At 72.6% G+C, this 16,468-nt stretch carries 17 protein-coding genes and 1 pseudogene; 10 read left to right on the forward strand and 8 right to left on the reverse strand.

Annotated elements, in window-relative coordinates; translation table 11 throughout:
• Window positions 1-58: 58 nt before the first annotated feature.
• The 3 genes from OG552_RS07500 to OG552_RS07510 are packed head-to-tail and all read left to right on the forward strand — an operon-like array spanning window position 59 to window position 3,527.
• Window positions 59-1,582, forward strand: coding sequence for a TldD/PmbA family protein (locus tag OG552_RS07500; RefSeq protein WP_329130506.1), 1,524 nt, complete (start codon window positions 59-61; stop codon window positions 1,580-1,582).
• Window positions 1,579-2,970, forward strand: a complete 1,392-nt coding sequence (locus OG552_RS07505) for a metallopeptidase TldD-related protein (protein WP_329130508.1) — start codon at window positions 1,579-1,581, stop codon at window positions 2,968-2,970. Before OG552_RS07500 ends, OG552_RS07505 begins: the two co-directional genes overlap by 4 nt.
• Window positions 2,971-2,975: 5 nt before the next feature.
• Entirely contained in the window at window positions 2,976-3,527 is a 552-nt protein-coding gene (locus OG552_RS07510) for an RNA 2'-phosphotransferase (RefSeq protein WP_329130510.1), read from the forward strand.
• A 70-nt stretch (window positions 3,528-3,597) separates the two neighbouring features.
• Here the strand turns inward: OG552_RS07510 and OG552_RS07515 are convergent, their stop codons facing one another.
• A complete protein-coding gene (locus OG552_RS07515; RefSeq protein ID WP_329130512.1) occupies window positions 3,598-3,882 on the reverse strand; it encodes a GlsB/YeaQ/YmgE family stress response membrane protein in 285 nt (94 codons plus the stop codon).
• 217 nt (window positions 3,883-4,099) lie between these two features.
• Here OG552_RS07515 and OG552_RS36400 point away from each other — a divergent pair, with 217 nt between their 5' ends.
• Entirely contained in the window at window positions 4,100-4,627 is a 528-nt protein-coding gene (locus tag OG552_RS36400) for a DUF3099 domain-containing protein (RefSeq protein ID WP_443070885.1), read from the forward strand.
• Window positions 4,628-4,874: 247 nt separating this feature from the next.
• Window positions 4,875-5,186, forward strand: a complete 312-nt coding sequence (locus tag OG552_RS07525; RefSeq protein WP_329130514.1) for a hypothetical protein — start codon at window positions 4,875-4,877, stop codon at window positions 5,184-5,186.
• On the opposite strand, the gene moaA is transcribed toward OG552_RS07525, so the two are convergent.
• The 3 genes and pseudogenes from moaA to OG552_RS07540 form a co-directional block, all read right to left on the reverse strand.
• Window positions 5,169-6,158, reverse strand: a complete 990-nt coding sequence (gene moaA / locus OG552_RS07530) for a GTP 3',8-cyclase MoaA (RefSeq protein WP_329140628.1) — start codon at window positions 6,156-6,158, stop codon at window positions 5,169-5,171. The two genes, OG552_RS07525 and moaA, sit on opposite strands and share 18 nt — an antisense overlap.
• Window positions 6,159-6,308: 150 nt before the next feature.
• A complete protein-coding gene (locus tag OG552_RS07535; RefSeq protein ID WP_329130516.1) occupies window positions 6,309-7,931 on the reverse strand; it encodes a solute symporter family protein in 1,623 nt (540 codons plus the stop codon).
• Window positions 7,932-8,032: 101 nt separating this feature from the next.
• Window positions 8,033-8,350 (reverse strand): annotated as a pseudogene (locus OG552_RS07540) (DUF485 domain-containing protein); the annotation flags it as partial.
• Between the two features lie 225 nt (window positions 8,351-8,575).
• On the opposite strand from OG552_RS07540, the gene OG552_RS07545 reads away from it, so the two are divergent.
• The 5 genes from OG552_RS07545 to OG552_RS07565 all read left to right on the forward strand — a co-directional run bounded on the left by OG552_RS07545 (window position 8,576) and on the right by OG552_RS07565 (window position 14,509).
• Window positions 8,576-8,782 carry a hypothetical protein gene (locus OG552_RS07545; RefSeq protein ID WP_329130520.1) on the forward strand — a complete coding sequence of 69 codons (207 nt, stop codon included), beginning with the start codon at window positions 8,576-8,578 and terminating at the stop codon, window positions 8,780-8,782.
• Window positions 8,783-8,926: 144 nt separating this feature from the next.
• Entirely contained in the window at window positions 8,927-10,453 is a 1,527-nt protein-coding gene (locus OG552_RS07550) for a S8 family serine peptidase (protein ID WP_329130522.1), read from the forward strand.
• Between the two features lie 216 nt (window positions 10,454-10,669).
• A complete protein-coding gene (locus OG552_RS07555; protein ID WP_329130524.1) occupies window positions 10,670-11,695 on the forward strand; it encodes a DEDDh family exonuclease in 1,026 nt (341 codons plus the stop codon).
• Between the two features lie 70 nt (window positions 11,696-11,765).
• Window positions 11,766-12,596 (forward strand): SURF1 family cytochrome oxidase biogenesis protein, encoded by an 831-nt coding sequence (locus tag OG552_RS07560; protein ID WP_329130527.1) that lies wholly within the window; start codon window positions 11,766-11,768, stop codon window positions 12,594-12,596.
• Window positions 12,597-12,715: 119 nt separating this feature from the next.
• A complete protein-coding gene (locus OG552_RS07565) occupies window positions 12,716-14,509 on the forward strand; it encodes a glycoside hydrolase family 15 protein (RefSeq protein WP_329130528.1) in 1,794 nt (597 codons plus the stop codon).
• 42 nt (window positions 14,510-14,551) lie between these two features.
• Here OG552_RS07565 and amaP read toward each other — a convergent pair whose 3' ends face one another.
• Genes amaP through OG552_RS07585 form a run of 4 tightly spaced genes read right to left on the reverse strand, consistent with a single transcriptional unit; the run spans window position 14,552 to window position 16,429 of the window.
• Window positions 14,552-15,151: an alkaline shock response membrane anchor protein AmaP gene (amaP, locus tag OG552_RS07570; protein WP_329130530.1), complete on the reverse strand. Its 600-nt coding sequence runs from the start codon at window positions 15,149-15,151 to the stop codon at window positions 14,552-14,554.
• 11 nt (window positions 15,152-15,162) lie between these two features.
• Window positions 15,163-15,849 carry a DUF6286 domain-containing protein gene (locus OG552_RS07575; RefSeq protein WP_329130531.1) on the reverse strand — a complete coding sequence of 229 codons (687 nt, stop codon included), beginning with the start codon at window positions 15,847-15,849 and terminating at the stop codon, window positions 15,163-15,165.
• On the reverse strand, window positions 15,846-16,217 hold the full coding sequence (locus tag OG552_RS07580; protein ID WP_329130533.1) for an Asp23/Gls24 family envelope stress response protein: 372 nt from the start codon (window positions 16,215-16,217) through the stop codon (window positions 15,846-15,848). The genes OG552_RS07575 and OG552_RS07580 overlap by 4 nt, the downstream gene beginning before the upstream one ends.
• Window positions 16,217-16,429, reverse strand: coding sequence for a hypothetical protein (locus OG552_RS07585; RefSeq protein WP_329130535.1), 213 nt, complete (start codon window positions 16,427-16,429; stop codon window positions 16,217-16,219). The genes OG552_RS07580 and OG552_RS07585 overlap by 1 nt, the downstream gene beginning before the upstream one ends.
• Window positions 16,430-16,468: the final 39 nt, after the last annotated feature.

Genomic DNA, 16,468 nt, shown 5'->3' on the forward strand with positions numbered 1-16,468 from the left:
GTGGTTCACTGCCGTTACCTGTCGGACACCTGTCGAACGGTCGAAGGGGAACCCCGTCGTGCCTCATGAGGTCGATCAGTCATTTCTGGCGCTGCCGCTGCGGGCGCTCGCCGACGCGGCGCTGGCGCGAGCGCGCGCGCTGGGCGCCGAGCACGCGGACTTCCGGCTGGAGCGGGTGCGCAGCGCCTCGCTGCGGCTGCGGGACGCCCGGCCCGCCGGCAGCTCGGACAGCACAGAACTGGGCTATGCGGTGCGGGTGGTGCACGGCGGGGCCTGGGGCTTCGCCGCAGGAGTGGATCTGACGATGGACGCCGCGGCGCGGGTCGCCGGCCAGGCGGTCGCGATGGCCAAGCTCTCCGCCAAGGTGATCGCGGCGGCCGGGTCCACCGAGCGGGTGGAGCTGGCCGACGAGCCGGCGCACCCCGACCAGGTCTGGGTGTCGTCGTACGAGATCGATCCGTTCGACGTGCCGGACGCCGAGAAGAGCGCGCTGCTCGCCGACTGGAGCAGCCGGCTGCTGGCCGCCGACGGCGTCTCGCACGCCGACGCCGACCTGCTCACGGTCCGCGAGAACAAGTTCTACGCCGACACCGCCGGGACCACCACCACCCAGCAGCGGGTCAGGCTGCAGGCGCAGTTGACCGCCGTCTCGGTCGACCCGGACAGCGGCGACTTCGCCTCGATGCGGACCCTCGCCCCGCCGGCCGGCCGCGGCTGGGAATACGCCACCGGCACCGGCTGGGACTGGGACGCCGAACTCGCCGCGATCCCCGGGCTGCTGGCTGAGAAGATGCGCGCCCCCTCGGTGGAGGCGGGCCGTTACGACCTGGTGATCGACCCGTCCAACCTCTGGCTCACCATCCACGAGTCGGTCGGCCACGCCACCGAACTGGACCGCGCGCTGGGGTACGAAGCGGCGTACGCGGGCACCTCCTTCGCCACCTTCGACCAGCTCGGCACGCTGAAGTACGGCTCGCCGCGGATGAACGTGACCGGTGACCGCACCGCGGAACACGGCCTGTCCACCATCGGCTTCGACGACGAGGGTGTCGCCGCCCAGTCGTGGGACCTGGTCAAGGAGGGCGTCCTGGTCGGTTATCAGCTGGACCGGCGGATCGCCCGGCTCACCGGCTTCGAGCGGTCCAACGGCTGCGCCTTCGCCGACTCCCCCGCCCATGTACCCGTCCAGCGGATGGCGAACGTCTCGCTCCAGCCGGATCCGGACGGCCCTTCGACCGAGGAGCTGATCGCCGGCGTCGACCGGGGGATCTACGTGGTCGGCGACCGCTCCTGGTCCATCGACATGCAGCGGTACAACTTCCAGTTCACCGGGCAGCGGTTCTTCCGGATCGAGGGCGGCAAACTGGCCGGCCAGCTCAAAGACGTCGCCTACCAGGCGACCACCACCGACTTCTGGGGCTCGATGGAGGCGGTCGGCGGCCCGCAGACCTATGTGCTCGGTGGCGCGTTCAACTGCGGCAAGGCCCAGCCAGGCCAGGTCGCCGCGGTCAGCCACGGCAGCCCGTCGGCGCTCTTCCGGGACGTCAACGTACTCAACACCACCCAGGAGGCGGGGCGATGAGCATCACGACGAAGCCGCACGAGATCGTCGAGCGGGCCCTGGAGCTGTCCCGGACGGACGGCTGCGTGGTGATCGCCGACGAGGAGTCCAGTGCCAATCTCCGCTGGGCGGCGAACTCGCTGACCACCAACGGCGTCTCCCGCGGCCGGACGCTCACCGTGATCGCCACCGTGGACGGCGGGCAGGGCACCGCCACCGGCCTGGTGTCGCGCTCCGCGGTGACCGCGGACGAACTCGAACCGCTGGTGCGGGCTGCCGAGGCGGCGGCCCGGGAGGCCGGTCCCGCCGAGGACGCCCAGCCGCTGGTCACCGGGGTGCCCCGGTCGGCGGGCTTCACCGACGCCCCCGCCGAGACGACGTCCGAGGTCTTCGCCTCCTTCGCCCCGGCGCTCGGCGAGGCGTTCGCCCTCGCACGGGCCGGCGACCGGGAGCTGTACGGCTTCGCCCACCACACGGTGACCTCGACGTATCTGGGCACCTCCACCGGGCTGCGGCTGCGGCACGACCAGCCCACCGGCACCCTGGAGCTCAACGCGAAGTCCCCGGACCGGACGAAGTCGGCCTGGGCCGGCGCTGCCACCCGGGACTTCACCGACGTGGACCCGCTGGCACTCGACGCCGATCTGGCCAGGCGGCTGTCCTGGGCGGCCCGCCGGGTGGAACAGCCCGCCGGGCGGTACGAGACGCTGCTGCCGCCCACCGCGGTCGCGGACCTGATGATCTACCAGCTGTGGTCGGCCAACGCCCGGTCCGCCGCCGAGGGCCGCACCGTCTTCAGCAAGCCGGGCGGTGGCACCCGGATCGGCGAGAAGCTGGCCGCGCTGCCGCTGACGCTGCGCAGCGACCCGGCCGAACCCGGCCTGGAATCCGCGCCGTTCGTGATCGCGCACGCCTCCGGCGACGACTCCTCGGTCTTCGACAACGGGCTGCCGATCGGCCCGGTCGACTGGGTGCGGGACGGCACCCTCAACCGGCTGCTCGGCACGCGGCACGTCGCCGCGCTGACCGGGGTGCCGGTGGCCCCGGAGACGGACAACCTGATCCTGGACGGCGGCGGCGAGCGGTCGCTGGAGGAGATGGTGGCCGGCACCGAGCGGGGTCTGCTGCTGACCTGCCTGTGGTACATCCGCGAGGTCGATCCGGCCACGCTGCTGCTCACCGGCCTCACCCGTGACGGTGTCTATCTGGTGGAGAACGGCGAGGTGACTGCCGAGGTGAACAACTTCCGGTTCAACGAGTCGCCGGTCGACCTGCTCGGCCGGGCCACCGAGGCGGGCCGCACCGAGCGGACGCTGCCGCGCGAGTGGAGCGACTACTTCACCCGGGCCGCCATGCCGGCGCTGCGGATCCCGGACTTCAACATGAGTTCGGTCAGTCAGGGGGTCTGACAGCGGTGGACGAGAAGCGGACGGTCAGGGTGTCGCGGTTCCTGTCGATGGTGCTGCGGCACCGGCCGGAGGCGGTGGGCATCGTGCTCGACGAGGCCGGCTGGGTGGACGTGGACGAGCTGATCGCCGCGTGCGCCACCCGGGGCCGTCGCTTCTCACGGGCCGAGCTGGACCATGTGGTGGCGACGAACAACAAGAAGCGGTTCGCCTACTCGCCGGACGGCCGGCGGATCAGGGCCAGTCAGGGCCACTCGGTGGAGGTACGGCTGGGACTGGCCGCCGCCGTCCCGCCGGACGTCCTCTTCCACGGCACCGCGGCGGCCTCGGTCGGGGCGATCATGCGCGAGGGCCTGAAACCGATGTCACGGCAGGACGTGCATTTGTCGGCGGACGCGGAGACGGCCGTGCGGGTCGGGGCGCGGCACGGCCGGCCGGTGGTGCTGGCGGTGGACGCCGCCGCGCTGGCCGCGGCCGGTCACGAGTTCCGGGTCAGCGCCAATGGCGTATGGCTGACGGACGCGGTGCCGCCGGAGCGGCTGCGGCGGATATCCGGCTGAACCGACCGGGCGGCTGGACCGACCGGGCGGCTGAACGGTCCTGACCGGCTGAACGGTCCTGACCGGCTGATCAGCGCGGGGCGGCGGTCCGGTCGCGGCCCTTGAACGCCGCCCACAGGGCGTCGCCGAGTGCCACCAGCAGGATCGCGCCAATGAGCTGCAGGGCGTGGCGGGTCCAGTCGAAACCCTTGGTGTCGTTGACGCCGATCCAGGTGGAGGCGCCATTGCCGAGCGCGGCGCCGCCCATACCGCAGATCACGGTGAGCCACAGCGGCAGCGCCTGCTTCCCGGGAATGATCGCCTTGGCGATCAGACCGAGCACCAGGCCGACGATGATCGCCCACAGCCAACCCATCTCACTCGCCTCCTCGGAACCCGTCGGAACGGACTCGTCCGGTTATGGTTTCGCCAGTCTGCGTCCGGCCGGTCCGCCCCGCATGTCGGCCGCGGCCGTCCGCCGGCCGGGCGAAAGGCCGCCGCCCCGCTCTGCTGCCGGGGCGCATCCCGGCGTACGGTGTTGCCTGACCGGTGCCGAGTGCGGTCCGGCCGAGGCGAGCGGGCGGTGGAGCGGCATGGCGAAGAAGGGCGGCCCGGGGGTCTATCAGATCTCGGGGGCGCGTACCGGACTCACCGAGGATGTACGCGGCCGGCAGCGCCGCTATGTGATCTCGATGTCGATCCGCACCCTCTCGGTGATCCTGACCGTGGTGCTGTGGAACGTCGAGCGGCCGCTGGCCTGGGGGACCCTGGTACTGGGTGTGCTGCTGCCGTACGTGGCCGTGGTCTTCGCCAACGCGGGCCGGGAGAACACCCCGATCGCCCCCAGGACCGCCTACATCCCGCAGCCGGTGCGGCCGGCGCTGGAGGCGACCAAGGTGGAGTCCTCGGCGGACCGCGGCACCGACCCGTTCGCGGCGCAGGACGGTACGCCGGGCAGCGCGTCGGGCGGTGCGTCAGAGGGCGCGTCAGGCGGTGCGACGGGCGCCGGCCGGACGACCGAGCCGGGCACCCGGCGGGCCGCCGAACCGGCCGCTGAATCAGGCGCCGAATCGGGCGCTGAATCAGCCACGGAGGCGGCCGAAGGACCCGACGCCGTGTGATCCCGGCAGGTCCCCAGGACCCTGCGGTCTGGACCTGTGAAAGTGGAGCCGGAACCTCAAGAAATGCTCAGATCAATCGTACGGATTCCTCTCCACGCCGGGCTGAGCGCGTGACATACTTCGTACGCGCTCCGCATCCCCCGTCGGAGCGACGGACCGACGCCGGGCGGCTCCCCCCGTGGCTGCCCGGCGTCGCCATGTTCACCCGACCGCCGTGCGGCCCCTCCGGCCCTGTTTACTGGGCCCTGTGAGCGACGAGAAGCCGATCTGCTCGGCCAAGGACTGCCGCGCCCCCGCGGTGTGGGTGCTGGCGTGGAACAACCCCAAACTGCACACGCCCGAGCGGCGCAAGACCTGGCTGGCGTGCGACGAACACCGCGAACATCTGGCCCAGTTCCTGGGCATGCGGGGGTTCCTCAAGGACGTGGTGACGCTGGAGGAATGGGACCGGGCCGCGGCGGCCGGCGACCCGAACGGCGACGCAGCAGGCGCCCTGACCGGCGACCCCGCCAGTGACCCGAGCGGCGACCCCGCCGGTGAGTCAGCCGCCGATCGCTGACATCGGCCGCTCGGGCTGCAGGAACGCCGGGTCGTCCAGACCCGAGCCCGCCTTCTTGCCCCACATCGCGGCCTTCCAGAGCGCGGCCATCTCCGCGTCGGAGGCGCCGGAGCGCAGCGCGGTGCGCAGGTCGGACTCCTCGCGGGCGAAGAGGCAGTTGCGGACCTGCCCGTCGGCGGTCAGCCGGGTGCGGTCGCAGGCCCGGCAGAAGGGCCGGGTGACCGAGCCGATCACGCCGACCCGGCCGGGGCCGCCGTCCACCAGCCACCGCTCGGCGGGCGCGGAGCCGCGGACCGACTCGCCTTCCGGGGTGAGCCGGAAGCGGCTGCCGAGCGCGGTCAGGATCTCGTCGGCGGTGACCATGTCGGTGCGCTGCCAGCCGTGCTGGGCGTCGAGCGGCATCTGCTCGATGAAGCGCAGTTCGTAGCCGTGGTCGAGCGCCCAGGAGAGCAGTTCGGGGGCCTCGTCGTCGTTGAGCCCGCGCATCAGCACGGTGTTGACCTTCACCGGGGCCATGCCCGCCGCGGTCGCCGCTTCCAAGCCGGCCAGCACGTCGTGGTGGCGGTCGCGCCGGGTCAGGGTGTGGAAGACCTCGGGGCGCAGGGTGTCAAGCGAGACATTGACCCGGTCCAGCCCCGCCTCGCGCAGCGCGGAAGCGGTACGGCGCAGGCCGATGCCGTTGGTGGTCAGTGACATCCTGGGCCGTGGTCCGAGGGCGGCGCAGGCCTGGATGATGCCGGTCAGGCCGGGCCGCAGCAGCGGTTCGCCGCCGGTGAAGCGCACATCGGTGACACCCAGTTCGGTGACCGCGATCCGTACCATCCGGACGATCTCGTCGTCGGTGAGCAACTCCGGCTTGGCGAGCCACTGCAGGCCCTCTTCCGGCATGCAGTAGGTGCAGCGCAGATTGCACCGGTCGGTGAGCGAGACGCGCAGATCCGTCGCCACCCTGCCGTAGGTGTCGATGAGCACGGGCACCGCCTCTCTTCGGGCGCCTGTGGCGCGCCGTAACCCCACCAGCGTATGACCCGGCGGCGAAAGAGCGCGGGTCCAGCGCGTACCGCGGCGGCGTACGCGCTGGACCCCGATGGCAACAGTTTGTTGAATCCGCTGGTGGGAGCGTCAGTGCGCGCCGGCGCCCGTCAGCGACCGCACTTCGAGTTCCTTGTACTTCTCGGCGTCCGGCTGCTCGCGGCCGAGCACCGTACCCAGCCAGCCGAGCAGGAAACCGAGCGGGATGGAGATGATGCCGGGGTTGGTGAGCGGGAACCAGTGGAAGTCGCTGCCGGCGAAGAGCGCGTCGTCGGCGCCAGAGACCACCGGCGAGAAGATCACCAGCACCAGGGCGGAGACCAGCCCGCCGTAGATCGACCAGGTGGCGCCGCTGGTGGTGAAGCGTTTCCAGTAGAGGCTGTAGAGGATGGTCGGCAGGTTGGCCGAGGCGGCCACCGCGAAGGCCAGGGCGACCAGTGCGGCGGCGTTGAGCTTGGTGGCGTACATGCCGAGCACGATGGAGACCGCGCCGATCACCACCGCGGCGATCTTGGCGGTGGCCACCTCGCCCTTCTCGGTCACCTTGCCGCGTTTGATGACGTTGGCCCACAGGTCGTGCGCGAAGGAGGCCGAGGACGCCAGGGTGAGGCCGGCCACCACCGCGAGAATGGTGGCGAAGGCGACCGCGGAGATCACCGCGAGCAGGATCGCGCCGCCGGTGGTGCCGGCGCCGCCGCCGACGTTCTCGGCGAGCAGCGGGGCCGCGGTGTTGCCGGCCGCGTCGCTGGCCACGATGGCGTCCCGGCCGACCAGGGCGGCGGCGCCGAAGCCGAGCGCGATGGTCATCAGATAGAAGGCGCCGATGATGCCGATCGCCCAGTTCACCGATTTCCTGGCTACCTTGGCGGTGGGCACGGTGTAGAAGCGGACCAGGATGTGCGGCAGTCCGGCGGTGCCGAGCACCAGGGCGAGGCCCAGCGAGATGAAGTTGATCTTGCTGGTGGTGTCGATGCCGTACTTCAGCCCGGGTTCCAGGAAGGACGAGCCCTTGCCGCTGCGGTCGGCGGCGGCGCCGAGCAGGCTGGACGGGTTCCAGTGGAACTTGTTGAGCACCAGGACGGTGATCAGCAGGGTGCCGAGGATCAGCATCACCGCCTTGACGATCTGCACCCAGGTGGTGCCCTTCATGCCGCCGATGGTCACGTAGAGCACCATCACCACGCCGACCAGCGCGACGACCAGCTTCTTGGCGCCGTCGCCGTGCACGCCGAGCAGCAGGGTGACCAGCGCGCCCGCGCCGACCATCTGGGCCAGCAGGTAGAAGATCGACACCACGATGGTGGAGGCGCCGGCCGCGGTCCGCACCGGGCGCTGCCGCAGCCGGTAGGCCAGGACGTCAGCCATGGTGAAGCGGCCGGAGTTGCGCAGCGGTTCGGCGACCAGCAGCAGTGCCACCAGCCAGGCGACCAGGAAGCCGATCGAGTACAGGAAGCCGTCGTAGCCGGCCAGCGCGATGGATCCGGCGATGCCGAGGAAGGACGCGGCGGACATGTAGTCGCCGGAGATCGCCAGGCCGTTCTGCAGTCCGGTGAAGGTACGGCCGCCGGCGTAGAAGTCGGTGGCGTCCTTGGTCTGCCGGCCGGCCCAGACGGTGATCGCCAGGGTGATCGCGACGAACACCGAGAAGAGGGTGATGATCAGCGCGCGGTGGTCGCCGGCCCCGGCGGCGAGGGTGATGCCGTGCCCGCTCATGCCGTCTCCTCCGAAGTCGCCGTGGTGGTCGGTCCTTGCGGGTCCTGCGGCGGCGCCGAGCCCTCCCGGGCGGGCGGGACCTGCGGCTGGTCAGGCGGGCCGCCGCCCTCGAGCCGGGACTTGAGCACCCCGGCCAGCGGGTCGAGCCGCCGGTCGGCGTACCGGGCGTAGAGCCAGGCGATCAGGAAGGTGGTGACGAACTGGGCGATGCCCAGGAAGAACGCCACGTTCAGGTGACCGACGAGCTTGGTGGACATGAAGTCGTCGGCGAAGCTCGACAGCAGTACGTAGAGCAGGTACCAGCTGATGAAGCCGACGGTGACCGGGAACGCGAACACCCGGTAGGAGCGGCGCAGTTCGCGGAACTCCGCGCTGCCCTCCACTGCCGAGTAGCCGGCCGGTTCCGGTGGTGTTGCCACAAGTCCTCCCCAGGGGCGGGCGTGACGTGATGTCCGTCACATCAGCGCGGATGCCGAATCGTAAAGGAAAGGCAATGTCGTGCAACAGGGGGCGGGAGTTGAAAACTGAGGCGGCGACAGCAGCGCCCGGACGCGGCATCCGGGGCGCCCGGGCGACACCACGGCCCGGTCGCTTCGTTGAACAGCGCACCAGGCCGCCATCGCGCCGCACCGAGGAAGACCGCCGTGAACACCTCACCGCCCCCGCCGCCGTCCGGGCCCCACCTCCCGGCCCGCAGGCCCTTCGGGAGCATCACGCTGCCCGCGGGGCCGCTTCCGCTCCCGTGTCCCGCCACCGCCCCGCGCGCCGCCCTCGGCCACTGGCACCCGGACCGGGTCCGGCTGCCGCTGCTGAGCATCGCGGCGCTGCGATCCGGCCACCGCGATGGCTGAACCACCGCCGCCGCTGAGGGGATTCCGTGGTTTTTCGGCCACTCCCCTGCTGCGCGGGGCGGCCGGCCGCTAGCTTCGCTCGTCATGTACCCGTCCCAAGGCAACCCCGCCGCCGGACGAGGACTCCGGACGAATGGAGATCCCATGGCTCCGCTCCCCCCACCGCGCCGGCGACTGCTCGCGGCTGCCGCCGGCCTGGCGCTGACCGTCACCCTCGCCGTCCTGCCCGGCACCGCGTCGGCCCGGACACCCGGCGCGGCGCACGCCGCCCCGCAAGGACCGCTGCTGTCGTACGTGGTCAACACCGACTCCCGGCCCGGCACGCTGCGTTCGGTGGAGCGCGCGATCGGCCGGGCCGGCGGGCAGGTGGTGATCGCCTACGACCGCATCGGCGTGATCGTCGTCCACGCGTCCGATCCCGGTTTCGCCGGCACCATCCGGCGGGTGCGCGGGGTGCAGAGCGCGGGCGCCACCAGGACCGCCGCCATCGCCCCGACGGCCACCGGTGAAATCGGCGCCCCCGAACCGCTGACCGCGGTCCAGGCCGCGCGGGCGGGCGCGCACGCCGGACCCGGGCAGGAGCCGCTGGAGGCCGATCAGTGGGACCTGCGGGCCATCCGCGCCGACAAGGCCGCCGCGGTGAACCCCGGCAGCCGCAGGGTGACCGTCGGCATCATCGACACCGGCGTGGACGACACCCACCAGGACCTCGCCGCCAACTTCTCGGCCGGGCAGTCCGCGAACTGCGTCGGCGGTGTCGCCGACACCTCGCCGGGCGCCTGGCGGCCCTGGGACCCGGCGGAGGACTACCACGGCACGCATGTCGCCGGAGAGATCGCCGCCGCCCGCAACGGCGTCGGCGTGGCCGGTGTCGCGCCGAACGTGAAGATCGCCGCGATCAAGGTGAGCGAGCCCGGCACCGCGCTGTTCTACCCCGAAAGCGTCGTCTGCGCCTTCGTGTTCGCCGCCGACCACGGCATCGCGGTCACCAACAACAGCTACTACATCGACCCTTGGCTCTACAACTGCCCCAATGACCCCGACCAGCGGGCCATCGTGGACGCGGTCAAGCGCGCCGCCGACTACTCCGCCCGCAAGGGCGTGCTCAGCGTCGCCGCGGCCGGCAACAGCGACGACGACCTCGGCTCGCACGCCCTGACCGACACCTCAAGCCCGGACGACAGCACCCCGGTCACCCGGACCGTCGACCCGCACGTCTGCTGGGACCTGCCGACCCAACTCCCCGGCGTCGTCACGGTCTCCGCGACCGGCGTGCAGAACCTCAAGTCGTACTACTCCAGTTACGGCCTCGGCGTGATCGACGTGGCCGCGCCCGGCGGCGACGCCTTCCAGATCCCGGACACCCCGTCCGGCAACGGCCGCATCCTGTCCACCCTGCCGGGCAACGCCTACGGCTACCTGCAGGGCACCTCGATGGCCACCCCGCATGTCGTCGCGGTGGCCGCGCTGATCAAGAGCAGGCACCCGGCCGCCAGCCCGCGGGTGCTCCAGGCGCTGCTCAAGGCCGAGGCGGACAACCCCGGCTGCCCCACCGGCCTGTACGACCCGGACGGCAACGGTGTGCAGGACGCCACCTGCACCGGGCCGAAGCGGCTCAACAGCTTCTACGGCGCCGGCATCGTGGACGCGCTGGACGCGGTGACCAGGTAACCGCCACCGCTTCCGGCCCGCGGTCACCCGCGGCGCACCGCGCTCAGAGCCTGATCAGCGGCTCGGGCGCGGTGCGCCCGCCCCTGTTACCGACGGGTAAGGCGGCGTTCTGGTGCCAACTCGCGGCAGGCGCCCGGCGGATCCGGCGGACGCGGAACACGGTCGGGGCGGTGCCGCGGTCGATGCTGTCGGTGGCGGCGCTTATCCTCGGTGACCATGCTGGACAATCTGACCGGGCCCTCGCACCCGACGCCGTGGCCCGCGGGCTACCCCGAGGGTTATGCCGTGGTCGACGTGGAGACCACCGGGCTCGGCCGGGACGACCGGATAGTGTCCGCGGCCGTCTACCGGCTGGACGCCCGCGGTGAGGTCCAGGACCACTGGTACTCCCCGGTCAACCCGCAGCGCGACCCGGGCCCGGTGTGGATCCACGGGCTGACCGGCGCGATGCTCGCCGACGCGCCGCTCTTCCCGGAGATCGCCGGGGAGCTGGCCGAGCGGCTCGCCGGGCGGGTCCTGGTGGCGCACAACGCGGTCTTCGACTGGTCGATGCTGGCCCGGGAGTACGCCCGCGCCCGGTCCACCGCGCCGGTCGAGCACCGGCTGTGCACGATCGTGCTGGCCAAGGAGCTGCGGCTGCCGCTGGCCAACCACAAGCTGGAGTCGCTGGCCGCGCACTACGGCGTGGTGCAGCGGCGCGCCCACCACGCGCTGGACGACGCGCGCGTGCTGGCCGAGGCGTTCCGGCCGAGCCTGCACCTGGCCGCGGCGGCGGAGCTGCCGCTGCCCCTGCACGCCTGCCGCCCGCTCACCGAATGGACTGAGACCCCGGCGTCCCCGGCATCCGGCGCGTCCCCGGCCGCCCAGGTCCCCGAGCCCCGCCACGGCCGCATCCACGGTTCCGGCTACCGCACCTGGCGGCCGGCCCGCAAGCGCCCGCCCTGTCCGTACCCCAACCCGGGCCGGCTGGTCCCCGGCGGGCCGCTGGTCCAGGGCATGCGGGTGGCCTTCTCCGGTGACACCGGAATAGACCGCGAGCTGCTGGAGGACCGCGCGACCGACGCCGGGCTGCACGTCGCCTCCTCGGTGAGCCGGCTCACCAGCCTGCTGGTCACCAACGACCCGGACTCCTTCACCACCAAGGCCGCCAAGGCACGGGAGTTCGGCACCCCGGTCATCGACGAGCGGCAGTTCGCCGAGCTCCTCAAGGCGGTCCTGCCCGCCTCCGGGGTCCACGGCTGACACCCGGCGCCGGTGCCCGGCCGGGCAGGCCGGAGGCGGGCGGTGGACGGGCGGGCGGTACGGTCGGGGGGTGTACCGCTTCTTGTTGTCCCGGCAGTGGGTGTTCCTCACCCTGCTCGGGCTGGTGATGATCCCCGCGATGGCCGAGCTGGGTTTCTGGCAGCTGCACCGGCACGACCACCGGGTGGCCAACAACAAGATCATCGCGGCGAGCCTGCGGACCGCCCCCGCCCCGGTGGAGTCGGTGACCGGGCCGGGGGCCACCGTGCCGCGACAGGACCTCTACCGCACCGTGACCGCCACCGGGCGTTTCGACACCGCGCACGAGGTCGTCGCCCGGCAGCGTACCGACGCCGACGGGAACCGGATCGGGTACCACGTGATCACCCCGCTGACGCTGGCGAACGGCCGGACGGTGCTGGTCAACCGGGGCTGGATCGCGCCCGGCGACGATCTCACCGCCTTCCCGGAGATCCCCGGGCCGCCGGCCGGCGAGGTCACCGTGACCGGCCGGCTGCGGCCGGACGAGACCAGCAAGGCCACCGGTATCCGCAACAAGCACGGCCTGCCGGCCCGTCAGATTCAGCTGATCAGCGGCGCCGAGGCGGCCAAGCAGCAAGTGCCGGGCGAACTGCTCGGCGGCTACCTGGAGTTGGTCGGGACCACACCGGGCGCCAAGGGCCCGCAGCCCGAACTGATCCCGGAACCGGACCACAGCGGCATCGGCCCGCACCTGGCCTACGCGGTCCAGTGGTGGCTCTTCGCCGCCATGGTCCCGGTGGGCTGGGTGGTGCTGGTGCGCCGCCGGCGCGCGGAGATCCTGGCGGAACGCGCCGGGCAGCGCGGTGACGGCGGCGACCCGCCGCACCGCCCGCACAACGGCGCGGCTCTGGCGGTCTGACCGGCCGGCGGGCACGCTGGAGCGCTGGGCCGCCCACGGCGGGCGCCTCGCGGACCTCAGGACACCGGAACACCGGAACACCCGGACACCAGAAACAGAAGAAGGCGGCGAGGCGGAACGTGCCAGGACCCATCGAGGACTACGCGCTCATCGGCGACCTGCAGACGGCCGCGCTGGTGGGCCTTGACGGCTCCATCGACTGGCTCTGCCTGCCCCGCTTCGACTCGGCCGCCTGCTTCGCGGCCCTGCTCGGCGACTCGGACAACGGCCGCTGGCGGCTCGCCCCGCGTGACGCCGACCGCTGCGACAGCCGTACCTACCGGGGCGACACCCTGGTCCTCGACACCTTCTGGGAGACCCCGACCGGCACCGTCAAGGTCACCGACTTCATGCCGCAGCGCGACCGCGCGCCCGACGTGATCCGGATCGTGGAGGGGCTGACCGGCGAGGTCGCCATGCGCGGCGAGCTGGCGCTGCGCTTCGACTACGGCAACGTGGTGCCCTGGATGCGCCGGGTCGACGGTCACCGGGTGGCCGTCGCCGGGCCGGACTCGGTGTGGCTGCGCAGCGACCCGGGGGTGCCGATGTACGGCCGGGGCATGCGCACCTACGCGGACTTCACCGTCACGGCCGGGGAGCGCCTGGCCTTCATACTCACCTGGCACCCCTCGCACGAGAAGCGGCCCCGGCGGGTGGACCCGTACGCCGCGCTCGACCAGAGCCTGGCGGACTGGGACGCCTGGTCCGCCCAGTGCGCCTACGAGGGGCCCTGGCGCCCCGCGGTGGTGCGCTCGATGATCACCCTCAAGGCGCTCACCTACGCGCCCAGCGGCGGCATCGCGGCCGCCGCGACCACCTCGCTGCCCGAGGAAATCGGCGGGGTCCGCAACTGGGACTACCGCTACTGCTGGCTGCGCGACGCGGCCCTCACCCTCAACGCGCTGATCTCCGGCGGCTTCCTGGAGGAGGCCAACGCCTGGCGCGACTGGCTGCTGCGGGCGGTGGCCGGCGACCCCGCGGACCTGCAGATCATGTACGGCATCGCCGGCGAGCGGCGGCTGCCCGAGTACGAGGTGCCCTGGCTCAAGGGGTACGAGGGCTCCGCGCCGGTCCGGATCGGCAACGCGGCGGCCGGCCAGCTCCAGCTGGACGTCTACGGCGAGGTGCTGGACTCGCTCTTCCTGGCCAGGGAGCGCGGCCTGGAGCACGAGTCGCACGCCTGGAGCCTGCAGCGGACCCTGATGGACTTCCTGGAGTCCAAGTGGCGCGAGCCGGACGAGGGGCTGTGGGAGGTGCGCGGCGGGCGGCGGCACTTCGTGCACTCCAAGGTGATGGCATGGGTCGCCGCGGACCGGGCGGTGCGCACCCTGGAGGCCAACCCCAGACTCAAGGGCGACGTGGACCGGTGGCGGTCCATGCGCGCCCAGGTGCACGCCGAGGTCTGCGAGAAGGGGTACGACCCGGTCCGCAACACCTTCACCCAGGCGTACGGCTCCACCCAGCTGGACGCGGCGACGCTGCTGATCCCGCAGGTGGGCTTCCTGCCGCCGACCGACCGCCGGGTGCTGGGCACCGTCGAGGCGGTCCGCCGCGAGCTGGACCACAACGGCTTCGTCCGCCGCTACACACCCGAGGCGGACAACGTGGACGGCCTGCCGGGCGGTGAAGGCGCCTTCCTGGCCTGCTCGTTCTGGCTCGCGGACGCCCTGCACGCCACCGGCCGCCGGGACGAGGCGGTGGAGCTCTTCGAACGGCTGCTGGCGGTCCGCAACGACGTGGGGCTGCTCGCCGAGGAGTGGGACCCGGTCGCGGGCCGCCAACTGGGGAACTTCCCCCAGGCGTTCAGCCACATCGGTCTGGTCAACACGGCGCTGGCCCTCTCCGACTCCCCCATCCGCCTCCCGGCGGAGTGACCCGGGCAGGAGGCCGGGGACCAGGAGAGGGCGGAAGAGCTTTCAGCTGACCCGGCGGGCGCGGTGGCGGACGGCTCGCAGCCTTGCTTCGGTGGGGAGTTCGTCGAGGCGGGCCGAGGAGCGGGCGTGGGCGAGTACCGCCGCGTCCAGGCCGGCCACGACGTCGACGGGGGTGGCGTGGGGGGCCAGGCCCAGCACCAGCCGGGCCTGGGGTGCGCCGTGCCGGGCGACGAGGGCCGCGCCGGCCCATTCCACGCCCTCGTAGGCCTCGGACTCCACGGTGAGCACGCTTTCCAGGGCCCGGCCGCGGACCAGTGCGCCCTGGCCGTCGCCGCTGTCGATCCGCAGCTGGCGCAGCCGCCGGGTGCGGGCCTGGGCCAGCAGCCACCACAGGCCGATCACGAAGATCACCGCGAGCGCCGCGATGACCACCGGCCACCACCAGTCGTCCGAGCGGTAGCGGGTCCGGTCATGGTCGCTGAGCAGCACGTCCTTGGGCCCGTCGAACGGCCACGAGGAGGGCAGCGTGAAGTCCCAGTGCCGCTGCAGGTCGAGGCTGCCGATCAGCACCGCGACGCCCAGCGCGAGCAGCACCAGGCCGATGAGAGCGAGCAGGATCCGGTTGACCGCGGTGCGCCGCATCGGGCTTCTCCTCACGCGTTCTTGTCGGCGCGCTGGACGGACACGCGCAGGCGGGGTGGCTTGGCGAGGCCGAGCTGACGGACCGCCTGGTCCAGCGCATCGGTCAGGTCCCGCCGTACGTCGGTCAGTTCGCGGAAGTGCGAGGTGGCGCGGACCCTGATGTGGCGGCGGCCGACCGCGACCCGCGCCCAGCGGATGCCGGAGACCTCCATCGCCCGGTCGCGCAGGACCAGTTCGGCGGCGTGCCGGTCGAGCCCGGCGCGGACACCCGACGGTCCGCGGCGCGCCATCGGCAGCACCCCGCGCTCACCGGGGGTGACGGCCAGCACCAGCAGCCACAGCCCGAGCACCGCGCACACCGAGGCGCCGAGGATGACCCAGGTGTCGTCCAGATGCCGGGTGGCCAGCTGGCGGGCGAGGCTCTTGCGCCAGCTCATCGCCTTCCGGTCGGCGCGCACCGACGACACGTCGTAGAGGAAGAGCCCGGACAGGCCGACCACCACCGCGGCGGTGATCGCCGAGGGCACCCGGCGCGCTGACCAGAACCGCCTGACACCGACCGCGTTCGCCTCGTCCTGGGCGGGTGCGCGGCGGAGGCCGCCGGCGGTCACCTGCTCGCGGATGTCCACCGCGGTGTCCCGGGTGGCGGAGTCGCCGCGCTCCGGCTCGGGGCCGGCCGGCGGGCCGGGGTGGCTCACCGCACCCTCCCCTCGTCCTTGCGGCGGGCGGTCGCCGAGTGCAGCCGCTCGATCTCGACGGCCACCTCGGGGACCTGCATGCCCGTCAGTTCCTCGACCCGGACCGCGACATGGCGGCGTACCGACGCGCTCACCGCACCGAGGTCCGCGGGGTAGCCGAGCTCCAGGGCGAGCCGCAGCCGGGCGGTGTTCTTGCGCACCGACACCGTGGCATGGGCGGCGGCCTCCCGCGGCACCAGGTCGGCGCCCGGCGCGCCGGAGAGCACCTCACCGGCCGCCTGGGAGGCGATCTTGGCGATCACCCGGTCGGCGATCCGCAGCGAACCCCGCTCGGCGGGCGGCAGTTGCCCCGGGACGGCTGCCGCCATCAGCGCCGCCGGTCGCGGTCGCGGTCACGGTCGCGGTCACGGTCGCGCGGCCGGAAGAACTCCCCCGGTTCGATGTCGCCGTCGATGAACTTGCCCACCACGAAACCGATCGCACCGAGCGCCGCCACCAGCAGAAAAGCCCCGAAACCGCCGAAATACCCGGCGAAGCCGAGCGCCATTCCGACGGCCAGTCCGATCACCGCCATGCTCATTCCGCGCTCTCCGTCCCCTTGAGGTTCCGCGCCCGGCAG

Origin of the sequence: Streptomyces sp. NBC_01476 (assembly GCF_036227265.1) — a bacterium.
Classification (GTDB): Bacteria; Actinomycetota; Actinomycetes; order Streptomycetales; family Streptomycetaceae; genus Actinacidiphila.